The organism is Lacticaseibacillus sp. 22, from assembly GCF_055413445.1.
Genome location: NZ_JBVAYD010000041.1, coordinates 1 through 13,033, shown reverse-complemented (window position 1 = coordinate 13,033; position 13,033 = coordinate 1). Strand labels below are relative to the sequence as shown.

General features: G+C 46.5%; 14 protein-coding genes. 8 read left to right on the top strand and 6 right to left on the bottom strand.

Translation table 11 applies throughout. The annotated features are described in order from the left end of the window. Window positions 1-77: 77 nt before the first annotated feature. Complete coding sequence (locus ACWP87_RS13110) at window positions 78-836, top strand: exodeoxyribonuclease III (RefSeq protein WP_015764893.1); 759 nt, start codon at window positions 78-80, stop codon at window positions 834-836. 11 nt (window positions 837-847) lie between these two features. Continuing rightward, window positions 848-1,390 (top strand): 3'-5' exonuclease, encoded by a 543-nt coding sequence (locus ACWP87_RS13105; protein ID WP_014569383.1) that lies wholly within the window; start codon window positions 848-850, stop codon window positions 1,388-1,390. A gap of 187 nt (window positions 1,391-1,577) precedes the next feature. Here the strand turns inward: ACWP87_RS13105 and ACWP87_RS13100 are convergent, their stop codons facing one another. The 5 genes from ACWP87_RS13100 to ACWP87_RS13080 all read right to left on the bottom strand — a co-directional run bounded on the left by ACWP87_RS13100 (window position 1,578) and on the right by ACWP87_RS13080 (window position 6,235). Continuing rightward, window positions 1,578-2,837 (bottom strand): ABC transporter permease, encoded by a 1,260-nt coding sequence (locus ACWP87_RS13100; protein WP_005684562.1) that lies wholly within the window; start codon window positions 2,835-2,837, stop codon window positions 1,578-1,580. Beyond that, a complete protein-coding gene (locus tag ACWP87_RS13095; protein ID WP_005684561.1) occupies window positions 2,830-3,726 on the bottom strand; it encodes an ABC transporter ATP-binding protein in 897 nt (298 codons plus the stop codon). Before ACWP87_RS13095 ends, ACWP87_RS13100 begins: the two co-directional genes overlap by 8 nt. A 205-nt stretch (window positions 3,727-3,931) precedes the next feature. After that, on the bottom strand, window positions 3,932-4,396 hold the full coding sequence (gene tsaE / locus ACWP87_RS13090) for a tRNA (adenosine(37)-N6)-threonylcarbamoyltransferase complex ATPase subunit type 1 TsaE (RefSeq protein WP_005684560.1): 465 nt from the start codon (window positions 4,394-4,396) through the stop codon (window positions 3,932-3,934). Beyond that, the gene (gene pta, locus ACWP87_RS13085; RefSeq protein WP_005684559.1) at window positions 4,393-5,370 is read right to left on the bottom strand and encodes a phosphate acetyltransferase; all 978 of its coding nucleotides are present in this window, start codon (window positions 5,368-5,370) and stop codon (window positions 4,393-4,395) included. Before pta ends, tsaE begins: the two co-directional genes overlap by 4 nt. A gap of 175 nt (window positions 5,371-5,545) precedes the next feature. Further along, window positions 5,546-6,235, bottom strand: coding sequence for a uracil-DNA glycosylase (locus ACWP87_RS13080; protein WP_005684558.1), 690 nt, complete (start codon window positions 6,233-6,235; stop codon window positions 5,546-5,548). Window positions 6,236-6,354: 119 nt separating this feature from the next. Between ACWP87_RS13080 and ACWP87_RS13075 the strand changes: the two genes are divergently transcribed. Together ACWP87_RS13075 and ACWP87_RS13070 are read left to right on the top strand one after the other, a co-directional pair. Next, complete coding sequence (locus ACWP87_RS13075) at window positions 6,355-7,248, top strand: Cof-type HAD-IIB family hydrolase (protein WP_014569382.1); 894 nt, start codon at window positions 6,355-6,357, stop codon at window positions 7,246-7,248. 47 nt (window positions 7,249-7,295) lie between these two features. Continuing rightward, a complete protein-coding gene (locus ACWP87_RS13070; RefSeq protein WP_005684556.1) occupies window positions 7,296-7,802 on the top strand; it encodes an LURP-one-related/scramblase family protein in 507 nt (168 codons plus the stop codon). Between the two features lie 142 nt (window positions 7,803-7,944). Here ACWP87_RS13070 and ACWP87_RS13065 read toward each other — a convergent pair whose 3' ends face one another. After that, window positions 7,945-8,517 carry a GNAT family N-acetyltransferase gene (locus ACWP87_RS13065; protein ID WP_005684555.1) on the bottom strand — a complete coding sequence of 191 codons (573 nt, stop codon included), beginning with the start codon at window positions 8,515-8,517 and terminating at the stop codon, window positions 7,945-7,947. A 298-nt stretch (window positions 8,518-8,815) separates the two neighbouring features. Between ACWP87_RS13065 and ACWP87_RS13060 the strand changes: the two genes are divergently transcribed. From ACWP87_RS13060 to ACWP87_RS13045, 4 genes are read left to right on the top strand one after another with little or no spacing between them, the layout of a single operon-like run. Continuing rightward, window positions 8,816-9,877: an ABC transporter ATP-binding protein gene (locus ACWP87_RS13060; RefSeq protein WP_005684553.1), complete on the top strand. Its 1,062-nt coding sequence runs from the start codon at window positions 8,816-8,818 to the stop codon at window positions 9,875-9,877. Then, window positions 9,867-10,760 carry a carbohydrate ABC transporter permease gene (locus ACWP87_RS13055; RefSeq protein WP_005684552.1) on the top strand — a complete coding sequence of 298 codons (894 nt, stop codon included), beginning with the start codon at window positions 9,867-9,869 and terminating at the stop codon, window positions 10,758-10,760. The genes ACWP87_RS13060 and ACWP87_RS13055 overlap by 11 nt, the downstream gene beginning before the upstream one ends. Window positions 10,761-10,776: 16 nt before the next feature. After that, entirely contained in the window at window positions 10,777-11,598 is an 822-nt protein-coding gene (locus tag ACWP87_RS13050) for a carbohydrate ABC transporter permease (RefSeq protein WP_005684550.1), read from the top strand. 9 nt (window positions 11,599-11,607) lie between these two features. Next, window positions 11,608-12,921 (top strand): ABC transporter substrate-binding protein, encoded by a 1,314-nt coding sequence (locus tag ACWP87_RS13045; protein ID WP_014569381.1) that lies wholly within the window; start codon window positions 11,608-11,610, stop codon window positions 12,919-12,921. Window positions 12,922-13,033 lie beyond the last annotated feature (112 nt).

The window sequence follows — 13,033 nt, the reverse complement described above, 5'->3', positions numbered from 1 at the left end:
ACCTATGAGCACCAGTCGCATTCACCCGTAAAGTCTAGTAAAATGAAGGCGCATAGCAGCGATAGGAGTGAAGCATGTTGAAAATGATTTCATGGAATGTAAACGGCTTACGAGCAGTTTTAAAAAAAGACTTTATGACGATTTTTAACGAATTGGATGCAGATTGGTTTTGTCTTCAGGAAACGAAGATGCAGGCTGGTCAGGTAGAACTCGATTTGCCCGGCTACTATCAATATTTTAATTATGCCGAACGTAAAGGTTATTCGGGAACCGCCATTTTTACTAAGCACAAGCCGCTGAATGTCACGTATGGCATGGGCATCCCTGAACATGATACCGAAGGGCGGATCATTACGCTTGAATATACCAAGTTTTATTTAATGACGGTCTATACGCCTAATTCCGGTGGCGAGCTCAAACGACTCGATTATCGCCAGCAGTGGGATCGGGATTTTCTCGCGTACACGAATGAACTGGCAGCAAAGAAACCACTCGTTTACTGTGGCGATTTAAATGTTGCCCATGAACCCATCGACCTGAAAAATGACAAAACCAATCACCACAACGCCGGCTTTACCGATGAAGAGCGTGCTGATTTTACCAAACAGCTCAATAGTGGCTTCATTGACACGTTCCGCCATTTTTACCCGGATACGGTCACATATTCCTGGTGGAGTTATCGCTTCCACGCGCGAGCTAACAATGCCGGCTGGCGGATTGATTATTTTGTCGCCAGCTCAGCCTTTCAACCTTACATTCAGGATGCTAAGATTTTAACGCAAATTATGGGCAGCGATCACTGTCCCGTCGAATTGGTGACTCAGGACTTAGTTTAGGAGAAGATGACATGGATTTTATTGCGATGGATTTTGAAACGGCAAATCGCAAACGGGCTTCGGCTTGCTCGCTTGCCTTAGTCGTCGTGCAACAAAATCGAGTTGTTGACAGTTTTTACACACTGATCAACCCGCAGATGCAATTTGACCCGCAAAACATTCGGATTCACGGGATTACACCTGATATGGTTCAAGACCAGCCGACTTTTGATCGGGTTTGGCCGCATATTCAAATGTTTTATACGCCTGGTCGGATTGTCACCGCCCACAACGCACCGTTTGACGTTTCCGTATTGCGCTTGACACTTGATCGCTATGGCATTGCCGCGCCACGCTATCAGGTCATTGATACGGTTAAAACATCACGGCAGTTTTTACCAAAGTTACCGAATCATCGTTTGGATACAGTCAGTGCTGCACTCAAGATTCCGCTTGAGCACCATCACAACGCCTTAGCGGACAGTTATGCCTGCGCAAGAATCCTCATTGCCGAAAATGAACATTTTGGTGAGGCGCGGACTAAAGCCATGATGAAATTAGCTAAAGCAGGCTGACGATTAACAAATTAGCGCATAAAACTAAAAAACGAGTGCAATTTTCGCTGCAGCTTAACACGAAAAATTGCACTCGTTTTTATTTTCAAATTGTAAACAGCACGCTGCTCGTCAAATGTTGAAATGCATCTTTGCCAGCCATTTTTATTTACCCGTTCAGTCAAGCGTTCACAATTTCTTTTTCAGCTTATCTTTTTACGACATGCCGCTCTGACTTCCAGATGCTAAAGGATGTCTTCATCGACTGCCACAAGCCGGAGCCTGAGTAAACCAACACATTGTTGCGATAGACTTTGACCGTGAACATTGTAAATAAGGCCAAGAAGGCGATGCTAATTGCAATACTGATCCACGCTTCGCCCATACTTGCTCGTCCCAGTGACATTTGCGTCGGCATCACGAAGACATTTAAAAACGGCACATAACTGGCTATTTGAGCAAGCATTGAATCACCTGACTGCGCGGCAATGGTAATGAAGTAGCCAACTAAACCCAGCATGCTAATCGGCATAGCAGCTTGTTGCACCTGCTCCTGATTGGAAACCAGCGAACCCGTCAAGGCAGCTAACACCGAAAATGTTAGTGTTCCAATAACAAAGAAGATCGCGATCATGCCAGTAGTCCCGGAAAATAGAATCGAGAAATCAAACTGTTTCAAGACCCCTGCGACCATGCTTTGGTTTTTAAGGAATTGCCAACCAATCAATCCGGCAACAAGATAAATTGCCAGCTGCGTCAACAACAAGGCGAAGATCCCGGCCAGTTTACCGAAGAACTGAGTCGTGGCACTGACGGATGATAAAAGGATCTCCATAATCCGGGAGCCTTTTTCCGTCGCGATTTCCTGCGCGAGAATGGAGCCGTAAACCATCGTCACCATCAGAATCAGCACCATCGACACAACGGCAACACCATGGTTCATGAGTTGCGTGGAGTCTGATTTGGGTACTTGCTTGCCATCTTCAATCGCGACTGTTTTTGAGGTAACCACAGGCGGTTGCGTTAAGGCGGTAACTTGTGCAGGCGTCAAGTGCATGCTGGCAGCGGTACTGCTGAGCTTAAGGCCGCTCAGTGCGGTGACAAGGGTCGACGTGTCAACCGTTTGCCCGTTATCGCGCGCTACATAATGGGAACGGAAATGGTCAGCGGCCTTCACCGTTAAAACGCCGTCAATCTTCTCATCATTTAAAGCAGCATTGGCTTTTTTATCTGACGAATAAACCTTAAACTTTAAGTCATCGGTACTTTGTTTGCTTAATGCCTGACCCACGGCGCTAACGTCACTGACAACGGCCACTTGGGCAGGTGCTTGTGTTTTGGCTACATAAAACGCAATGCCGACCCCAATTGCCAGAAAAAGCAATGGCGACAACACTAGGAAAATCCACGAACCACTTTTGACGTTCTTTTTGTAAACCTGACTCATGACGACCCAAAACTTATGCATTTGATTCACCTACTTTCAGGCGGAAAATTTCATCAAGGGTAGGCGGTTGTTGGCGAAATTCCGGTATGTAGCCATTTGCTACCGCTTTGGCAAAAATTTGCCGTCCTACTGCGGGATCCGCCAGTGTCAACTCAAACTCCTGTCCGTGCTGACGAAGACGTGTCACCCCGTCAAATGCTTGTAATTCCGCTTCCGACAAGCCAGATTCAATAAACAGTTTTGTGCGGCCAAAGCTTTCCCGAATGGCATTTACGGCACCATTCAAGACCATACGCCCTTGTTTAAGCATCACCAAATGATCCGAAATGGCTTCAACATTGGCCATATCGTGGCTGGAATAGATAATCGCTGCGCCGTTGTCTTTAAGCATCTCGATGCCGGCCATTAACAAACTGGCATTAACCGGGTCGAGTCCGGAAAACGGTTCGTCAAGAATGACCAGCTTTGGCATATGTATCATTGTCGCGATCACTTGAACTTTTTGCTGATTGCCTTTGCTTAAATCCTTGATCTTATCCGTAGCCTTACCTTTAACCTGAAACCGTTCCAGCCATTCCGGAATCCTCGCTTTGATTTCAGCTGTTTTCATACCCCGCAACCGGGCAAAATAAACAATTTGATCCTGCACCCGCATTTTAGGATATAACCCGCGTTCTTCCGGCAAATAGCCAATGATATCGTAATCTTTGGCCGTCAGTGGTTGCCCGTTCCAACTAATGGTGCCAGAATCAGGCGTCAGGAAATTCAGAATCATTCGAAAAGTCGTAGTTTTACCTGCGCCATTTTGTCCGATCAATCCCATGATCTCACCGGGTTTTACCGTGAAGCTCACATGATCAACGGCGGTCATGGTACCGAAAGTCTTGACCAGATCCTTGATTTCTAACATTTTGCACCTACCTTCCTATTCGTTCAACAGCTCACATTGCTATTAGTTTAGCATGCAAACTTTAGTTATCAAAATATGAGCGTTCAGCTAGACAATTACTCGGCTGATTCAAACAAAAAAACAGCACCGGGCATCGCTTTTTCGACTTGCGATCATGCTCGATCCTGTTTTTCCGAATGTTCTCTAGCAAACCATCATTAACACATTAGCTGAGGCTTTGAAGTAACGCCTCATAACGCGGACCACGGGGAACCAGTTCTAAGTGACGTGTGGTATCCGAATTATCATCCTTTTGAAAATGAATCAGCAGATCGGTTTCCGGTTCACTAAGCCCCAGAAAGTCAGGCCACTCGACAACCGAAACGCCGTCACCTTCGAAATATTCTTCCAACCCTAAATCCTCGGCGCCACCATCTTCCAAACGATAAAGATCCATATGATAAAGCGGCAGGCGACCATGGCGATATTCACGAATGATCGTGAAAGTCGGGCTTTTGACATAATCCGTAATGCCCAACCCCTTAGCCAAGCCTTTGGTAAAACTAGTCTTGCCAGCGCCAAGATCACCGTCCAACAGTAACACATCGCCTGCTTGCAGATGCGGTCCCAGTGAAGCAGCAAAGGCCTGCAGTGCAGCTTCACTGGTGAAATCTTTCTTTAAGCTTGTCATAGCAAGGTCTGGGCCGCCGTGATAATGGCCAGTTTATAGACGTCTTCTTCATTTGCACCACGGCTTAAATCGGAAACCGGTTGATTCAGTCCCTGAAGAATTGGCCCAATCGCTTCAAAACCGCCGAATCGCTGGGCAATTTTGTAGCCAATGTTACCTGATTGCAGTTCCGGGAAAATAAAGACGTTAGCTTCCCCGGCTACCTTGGAATCAGGAGCCTTTTGCTTGGCAACGGTTGGAACAAAGGCAGCATCAAACTGTAATTCGCCATCCAAAGCCAAATCCGGTGCCAATTCATGCGCCTTTTTGGTTGCTTCAACCACTTTATCCACTTGCGGTCCCTTAGCACTGCCTTTGGTCGAGAATGATAACAAAGCCACGCGTGGTGGTTCGATATCAAACAATGCGGCAGTTTTAGCCGATTCAATCGCAATCTCAGCCAATTGGTCAGCATCCGGATCGATGTTAATCGCGTTATCGGCAAATAAGTATCGTTCATCCCGACCGCGTTGCATGATGAAAGCACCACTCACTAAATGAACCCCAGGCCGCGTTTTAATGATCTGTAACGCCGGGCGCACCGTGTCAGCCGTTGAATGGACCGCACCGGAGACCATCCCGTCAGCTTTCTTCATGTAAACGAGCATGGTCCCAAAATAATTGGCATTCTGAACAATCTTTTCGGCTTGTTCTTGGGTCGCCTTACCTTTACGCCGCTCGACAAACGCCGTCACCATTTGGTCATGGAGCTCGTCATGTTCAGGATCGCGTACGGTTAATTTACTCAGATCCCAGCTTTTTTCGGCGGCCAGGCTTTGAATCTTATCCGGGTTACCTAAGACAATTGCCTGAACCAGGCCATCAGCTGCAAGCCGAACTGCAGCGCCTAAAACTCGCGGATCCTCGCCTTCCGGAAATACAATCCGCAAATGTTTACCGTTAATTTTATCTTTTAAGCTTTCAAATAGGTCCAAACTTTATCCCTCCATAAAAGCGCTTTATTCTGTATCATCATACCGTTTTTATTGGGTTATGACCAGCAGAAGTCAGAAGGAAAAATCGGCTGCTTGTTCCTCAACACCCCACTGTCCACGCTGAGACAAATGGGAATCACTGGTTTGCACCACTTAAACGGCTGTTGCTATCATTTTAATTTTCTGTCGTAACCGTCTCTGGCAGCTGCCAATTAATCGGCGTCTCTCCCATTTTCTCTAATGCCTCATTCGTGCGAGAAAACGGCCGACTACCAAAAAAACCACGTGATGCTGATAAAGGACTTGGATGTGCGGACGCAATGATGGCATTTTTAGAAGTGTCAATCAAGGCGGCTTTTTTCTTGGCCGCATTGCCCCATAAAATGAACACGACGCCACCGCGCGCTGACAAAGCGGCAATCGCGGCATCGGTTAATGCTTCCCAGCCGTGATTCTGATGCGAATACGCGTGTCCAGCCTGCACGGTCAGGACCGCATTGAGCAATAAAACGCCTTGATTCGCCCACGCTTTAAGATAGCCGTGGTGCACAGGTGGATACCCTAAGTCGCTTTGCAATTCTTTATAAATATTCTGCAGTGATGGTGGCAAGGCAACGCCAGGCGCAACCGCAAAACTAGCCCCCACTGCCTGATGCGGATTGTGGTAAGGATCCTGGCCTAAAATCACCACTTTAACATCATGAAACGGGGTCCATTCGAAGGCCTGGAAGATATGATGCATCTCGGGATAGATCGTTTTAGTGGCATACTCTTCTTTTAAAAAGCCATGCAGCCGTGCATATTCGGAACTTTCAAAAATCGGTTCCAGAACCGTCTGCCAATCATTATGGATTAATGTTTTCAAAAGCTGCACCTCCGCAAATAGTGTACAAGAATCCCAGCACGTTTGCTACCGGGCAAGCGTTTTTCATGCTAAAATTAAAATCGTAACGGCACCATGACAAACCGGAGGGAACTGTAAATATGATTAAACTTATTGCATCGGACATGGATGGCACCCTTTTGAATGACAAAATGGAAGTCTCAGACGAAAACGCCCAGGCCATCCGTGAAGCGCAAGCCGCTGGTATCGAATTCATGGTTGCAACCGGACGCGGCGTGACTGAGGCAAAACCCTTATTGGCAGCTCAGAACTTAAAACCCGCCTTCATCACGTTAAATGGCGCAATGGTTTTTGACGAGGCTGGCAAGCTCGTGGTCACAATTCCAATTGCTGACGATCTAAACGATTATATTGTCAAAAAGCTGCAAAAAGACAACATTTACTTTGAAGTTGTCACCAACAAAGGCGTCTTCTCAGATAGTCGCGTAGAGCGGATTCAAAATGTTGCCGATCTGCTCGTTGATCTGAATCCTGATACAACTTACAAACTTGCGGTGGCACTGGCGGCTGCTCGACTTGAACTGATGAATATCAATTACGTTGATAACTACCAAGAATTATTGGACGATCCAACGATCCAGATTATGAAGTTCATCGCGTTTACCGGTGAACGGCATGATATTTTAAAAGCACCCGCAAAGACTTTTGAAGCCACCGGCAAACTCAGTGTCACCTCAAGTTCGGCCAACAACATTGAAGTTAACAATATTAAAGCACAAAAGGGTTATGCCGTTGAAGCTTATGCCAAGCAACGGGGTATCACGATGGATGAAGTCATGACGATTGGCGATAATCTCAACGATGCTAGCATGATTAAAATGGCCAAGTATGGCGTTGCGATGGGAAATGCGATTCCTGAAATCACTGCTTTGGCATGGGATACCACCAAAACCAACAGCGAAAATGGCGTTGCCGCCGCAATTCGCAAGGCTATTCGCGTTAACAAGGCAGAAGCATCAAATGCCCATTTCTAATCTTTGCGGTTAAACACAGCATGTGACCTTTCCTGGGAGGTCTGCAAATGGCGTTATATCTTGATATGAATGCGTTAAGTACCGGCAGTCTGAGTGTGGTGAAAACCGACAATGGCAAACCGGCGTATATTTTGACGGCCCGCCACGGTATTATCAATGGCGGATTTGATTTGAACACACTAAGCGGCAATCCGCTCGGTTCGATTCGTCAAAAAACAGTCAGCGTTTTTCCTCGCTATGACTTATATATTGCCGATCGTAATGTTGCCAGTGTCAAAAAAATGTTTGGCGTCTGGCACCAATTCATTTTTATCTCCAAACTTAATTGGGTCGCCATGGGTAACTTGCTCAACAATCATTATCAGGTCTTCCATGGCGTCAAAACCATTTTTAGTGCCGAAGAAGTCGCTCCGGCAATTGTTAAGCTTACGATTCCCAGCAATCGGGACATTCCTGCTGCCATTTTGCTGGCGGCTATCCTCGACCGCTTCCGCCATGTCGGGGTGGCGGATCCGTTGAAACGTTATGAATATGGTCTGGACTTCCCCGACTGAGGCTTTAACTGCTGTAATGATACAAAAAATGGACGATACCTTAAGTATGGTAAGAAAAACAAAACGGCACTCGCAAAAGATTTCCCATCGCGAGTGCCGTTTTGTTTGGTTCCACTACCAGCTGTAAGTGCCGACTTTTCACTTAATCACCAACTGGCCGAATCATATGATCGTAGCGATGGCTGCCAATCATCAGCTCGCCATTTTTGACAAAGCCATTGCGTTCATATAACTTCTTAGCCCGCGGATTCTGCTTATCCACGTTCAAACTGACCACATCGGCTTTGCGGGCGCGGGCAACCGGATCAACCGCTTGTAATAACTTGGTTCCAATGCCATGTCCTTGCGCAGTGGCCGCCACGGCTAAGGTGTCAAGATACCATTCGCCTGGATAAGTTTCGGTATCCGTAAACAAAGATGATTGCGGGGTTAACCCAAGTTTTGGCAACAAAGGACGTAAAGCATCATCGATATGTGCTTCTTGTTCGTGCAAATACCCAACCGCAATCCCTTCAATATGCCCATCCTGATCGGCTACCAGAATTTGTGGATAACCGTAACGATAAGTGGGCAGTAGAAATGCTTGTTGCAAAACTGCATATAAGGTTGGTTTTGGAACCCGCATTAACTGCGGTATTTCCATTTCAGTAAAGACAATATCGATCAGCGGGGCCACCTGAGCAGCATCTGCTGGTTTACTTGGACGTATGATCACAAAAATCGCTCCTTTTTCATGAATTTATTATAGCAGAGAAGCCGAACGTTCGCGTCTTATCGCTTGTTGTGTAACAATCAAATGTTTTTAAGCGAATGAGTCCAATTTTGAGTGAAACTGGGTTAAAATATGTGAAGAGTTGTGTTGTCGCCCCGCCCCCTAGATATGCTTTAGTGAAGTGGCGGCACCACAATATCTTGTTCCAAATTTTCTTTTTGGCGCGACCCCACCGGCATGTTTGCGTGGGACCGACGAACGGAGGTGAGGAGCAGAAAACTATTCGAAGGAGCGTACTGGGTTGAAAGTTACTTTCAAGGACGTCACGATGTCCTACGATGGCAAGAAAGATACCCTGAAGGATCTGAATTTTACCATTCCCGATGGCACGCTGGTTTCCCTGCTGGGTCCTTCCGGCGGCGGTAAGACCACGACACTGAATTTGATTTCGGGACTGTTGGCGCCAACTGCCGGGCAAATTTTCTTTGGTGATACGGATGTCACTAAAAAAGATGCCTTAGCCCGTAAAGTCGGCATGGTATTTCAGAACTACAGTCTGTATCCGCACTTGTCGGTCTTGGACAATATTGCCTTTCCACTGAAGATGGCTAAAGTCGGAAAAGCCGAGCGCCACGCCAAAGCTAAAGACCTTGCCAAATTGGTGCACGTTGAAGACCAGCTTGACAAAAAACCGGGAGCTTTATCCGGTGGTCAACAGCAGCGAGTCGCCATTGCGCGCGCGTTAGCCAAATCGCCAAGTCTTTTGCTGCTTGACGAACCACTGTCCAACCTTGACGCGCGGTTACGAATCGAGATGCGTGAAGAAATTCGCCGGATTCAACGTGAAACCGGCGTCACCACCATTTTCGTCACCCATGATCAAGACGAAGCCCTGCATATTTCCGACAACATTATGGTGCTTGCAAACGGGTCCATTCAGCAGTTTAGTTCGCCACAGACCCTCTACGATCAGCCTAACAACCTGTTCGTTGCTAAGTTTATCGGCGAACCTGTTATTAACACGATCCCGGCACAGGCATTATCAGCTGATTTAGCTAATGCGGTACCAGAGGCGATTTTGAAACAAGCTGTCACTGCCGGCATTCGTAGTGAAGCCATTATCCCTTATGATGCTGGCGAAAATGTCCTTGCCAAGTTCCATGGCAAGATCACGCATAGTTCCAAATATGGACGTGAGGCGACTGCCGATATTGATTATAACGGCGAGCGGCTTCTGTCTACCGAAATGGCTGGCGTTTCCAGTCGTCAGCCGGAGTTGGATTTTTACATCACTAAATCAGGATTTTTTCTCTTTGATCAGTCTGGCGCCTTGATTTTTGGTGGTGAAAGTCATGCTGAATGAAAAAGCCACGCTCAAATCGACGGCTAAAGCAGCACTCTATTTACTGCCAATGCTCGTCATTACCATCACCTTCAATATCTGGCCGATCATTAATTCCTTTTTAATGAGTCTGTACACCAAGTATGATTTTTACACGGATAAGGTCAGCGGCTGGGGCTTTGACAATTTTGTCTATCTCTGGAATGATCCTGATTTTCATTTGGCAGTGCGCAACACCTTGGTTTTTGTCATCGGGGTTGTCCCGATAACGGTTGTTTTGTCATTAATCATTGCTTTGCTGCTTAATCAGGTAAAGATCATTTCCGGTTTTTTCCGAACCGTGTATTTCTTACCATTCGTCACAAGTACGGTTGCGATTGCGATGGTCTGGAATTGGATGTTCCATGGTAATTACGGCTTGATCAATTACTTCATGAGCTGGTTTGGACTTCATCCGATTAACTGGTTGACTGATCCGCACTACGCCTTGTTGGCACTGATCATCATGAGTATCTGGAAAAGTTTGGGCTTCAACATCATCCTTTTCCTGGTTGGCTTAAACAACATCGACCACGGTTATTACGAAGCTGCTGAAATTGATGGGGCCAATGCTCGTCAGCGATTTTGGAACATCACGATTCCGATGCTTTCACCGATCACTTTCTTGGTTTCCGTTAACGGGATTATCGGCAGTTTCAAAGTGTTTGATGAAATCTTTGCCTTATTCCAAGGGACGCCGGGACCAGGCAAGGCCGATTTAACGATTGTGTACTACTTGTACCAGAAATTTTACACCGAGTATAAGTATCCGATTGCGGCCGCATCCGGCGTTGTGCTTTTCTTCCTCATCTTGCTCGTGACGCTCGTGCAGCTGTGGTATTCGCGCAAGCACGTTCATTATTAAGGGGGAAAAGCAAACTATGGCAAAAAAGCTCAGTAAAGTCTTACTTTATCTGATCGTCATTTTAGGGGCCATCACCATGCTGATCCCCTTTCTATGGATGATTTCGACATCACTGAAAACCGCACCGGAAACAATCGCCGTTCCACCAATTTGGATTCCAAAAGCCTTGCAGTGGAGCAACTATGTTAAGGCATGGAATGAAGCGCCGTTTGGTCAGTATTTCATCAACAGTATCATCGTAACGGTGGTGACCACGGTTGGACAGCTTTTCACCAGTATTCTTGCTGCTTTCGCTTTTTCACGGTTGAAGTTCTATGGCAAGAATATTCTGTTTATCATTTTCTTGGGAACCATGATGATTCCTGGTGAAATGTTGATCATCCCCAATTTCGTCACCTTGTCGCACTTAGGACAAATCGACCACTACGGAGCGCTGATTCTTCCGTGGCTGGCCAGCTTCTTTACCGTCTTCACGTTGCGTCAAACTTTCCAATCGACGCCGGATCAGATTTATTATGCCGCCAAAATCGACGGGGCATCGGATTGGAAGTATCTATGGCAGGTGCTCGTTCCAATGAGCAAGTCCACGATCACAGCGGTTACCGTCCTTCAGGTGATCGGGTCATGGAACGCATTCATGTGGCCTTTGATCGTCACAAACTCCGACAAAATGCGCACCTTGCCAGTCGGCTTACAGGCCTTCACAACTGATGCCGGCACACAATATCAACTTTTGATGGCGGCTTCCACATTCGTCATCATTCCAATGGTTATTTTGTATATCTTCTTGCAGAAGTACATTATTGCTGGGATTTCTAAAGCTGGATTGAAAGGATAATCTATCAAAATGAAAAAGCAAACTTGGGTAAAAGCATTACTTGCAATGTTTACGGTCATGTTGGTTGCCATCTTAACCGCATGCGGCAGCAACAGTAGCAGCAAATCCAGTTCCACGACTAAGAGCGATTCGGGTAAACGTGTGACGATCACCTTTTGGCATGGGATGAACGGTCCTTATCAAAAGGCGCTTAATCAGATCATCACGGACTTCAACAAGAGCCAAAAGCAGTATAAAGTTGTCGGCACTGCGCAAGGCAATTACACCGCGTTGCAGCAAAAGATTATGGCTGCCGCAAAGTCGCGTAATCTCCCGACAATTGCGCAGACAACCTACACCACCGTTCCTGATTATGTGAAAAATGGTTTCATCACCCCGCTTGATCAATACATGCTTAAAGGTGATGACAAAATGAGCAATAGCGACTTGAAGGATATCTACCCAGCCTTCTTGTCTAGCTCCAAGTACCAAGGCAAGTACTATAGCGTGCCATTCTCCAAGTCAACGCGGATTCTCTTTTATAATGAAGCACTGATGAAGAAGTACAACATCGATAAGCCAAAGAGCTGGGAAGACATTAAGAAGGATGCCGAGAAGCTCAAGGCTGACGGCGTTGCGGCAATTGGCTTTGACAAGAGTTTCGATATGGAATTCGAAGGACTTGCACGCCAAGCAGGCAATCCGCTTGTTTCTGCTAACCCGCTGAAGGCAAACCTGGACAGCAAGAAGACTTTAACCGCAGCCAACTTCATCATGGATATGGTGAACAACGGCGAGGCTAAAACCGCTGGTGAAGATATTTATGGCGATAAGAACTTCACTTCCGGCAAAACGCTCTTCTACGCGGGCTCCAGTGCCGGCATCACCAACATGAAGCAAAATGCGCCTAAAGACTTTAAGTGGGGCACCATGCCACTACCAAGTTACAAGGGTAAGAAAGCAACTGAACTGGCCGGCAACGATATTGTCCTCTTCAAATCCGCTTCTACTGATCAGCAAAAAGGTGCTTGGGCATTCATGAAGTTCCTGCTATCTGAAAAGGAAACTTCCAAGTGGGCACAATTAACCGGTTATGTTCCGCTGCGTAAATCCGCGGTTCAATCAGCTGACTTCAAGAAATATCTCAGTGATAATCCAACCAGCAAAGCAGCCGTTGATTCACTCGGCTTCGGTTTCCAATCCACTGCCTTCATCGGCTTCTCGGAATATCGCAACGATCTTCTGAACGCGGTTGATGCTATGCTGACGAAACACGAAAAACCAGACCAAGCTTTGAAGACGCTGCAAAGTCAGGCAGAAACAATTATCAAGACAAACAAATAACCAAAAACTACTAGGTTGGTATGCCAAATTATGACTTGTCATACCAGCACGACACTGAATCAGCCCCAGAGACGAAACTGTCTCTGAGGCTGATTTTAATTTCCGGGTTCAC

Excerpts from the sequence above, each read along its gene's own strand:
- ACWP87_RS13105 (WP_014569383.1), top strand. The coding sequence starts at position 848 with ATGGATTTTATTGCGATGGATTTTGAAACGGCAAATCGCAAACGGGCT.
- ACWP87_RS13100 (WP_005684562.1), bottom strand. The coding sequence starts at position 2,837 with ATGCATAAGTTTTGGGTCGTCATGAGTCAGGTTTACAAAAAGAACGTC.
- ACWP87_RS13095 (WP_005684561.1), bottom strand. The coding sequence starts at position 3,726 with ATGTTAGAAATCAAGGATCTGGTCAAGACTTTCGGTACCATGACCGCC.
- tsaE (WP_005684560.1), bottom strand. The coding sequence starts at position 4,396 with ATGACAAGCTTAAAGAAAGATTTCACCAGTGAAGCTGCACTGCAGGCC.
- ACWP87_RS13075 (WP_014569382.1), top strand. The coding sequence starts at position 6,355 with ATGATTAAACTTATTGCATCGGACATGGATGGCACCCTTTTGAATGAC.
- ACWP87_RS13070 (WP_005684556.1), top strand. The coding sequence starts at position 7,296 with ATGGCGTTATATCTTGATATGAATGCGTTAAGTACCGGCAGTCTGAGT.
- ACWP87_RS13055 (WP_005684552.1), top strand. The coding sequence starts at position 9,867 with ATGCTGAATGAAAAAGCCACGCTCAAATCGACGGCTAAAGCAGCACTC.
- ACWP87_RS13050 (WP_005684550.1), top strand. The coding sequence starts at position 10,777 with ATGGCAAAAAAGCTCAGTAAAGTCTTACTTTATCTGATCGTCATTTTA.
- ACWP87_RS13045 (WP_014569381.1), top strand. The coding sequence starts at position 11,608 with ATGAAAAAGCAAACTTGGGTAAAAGCATTACTTGCAATGTTTACGGTC.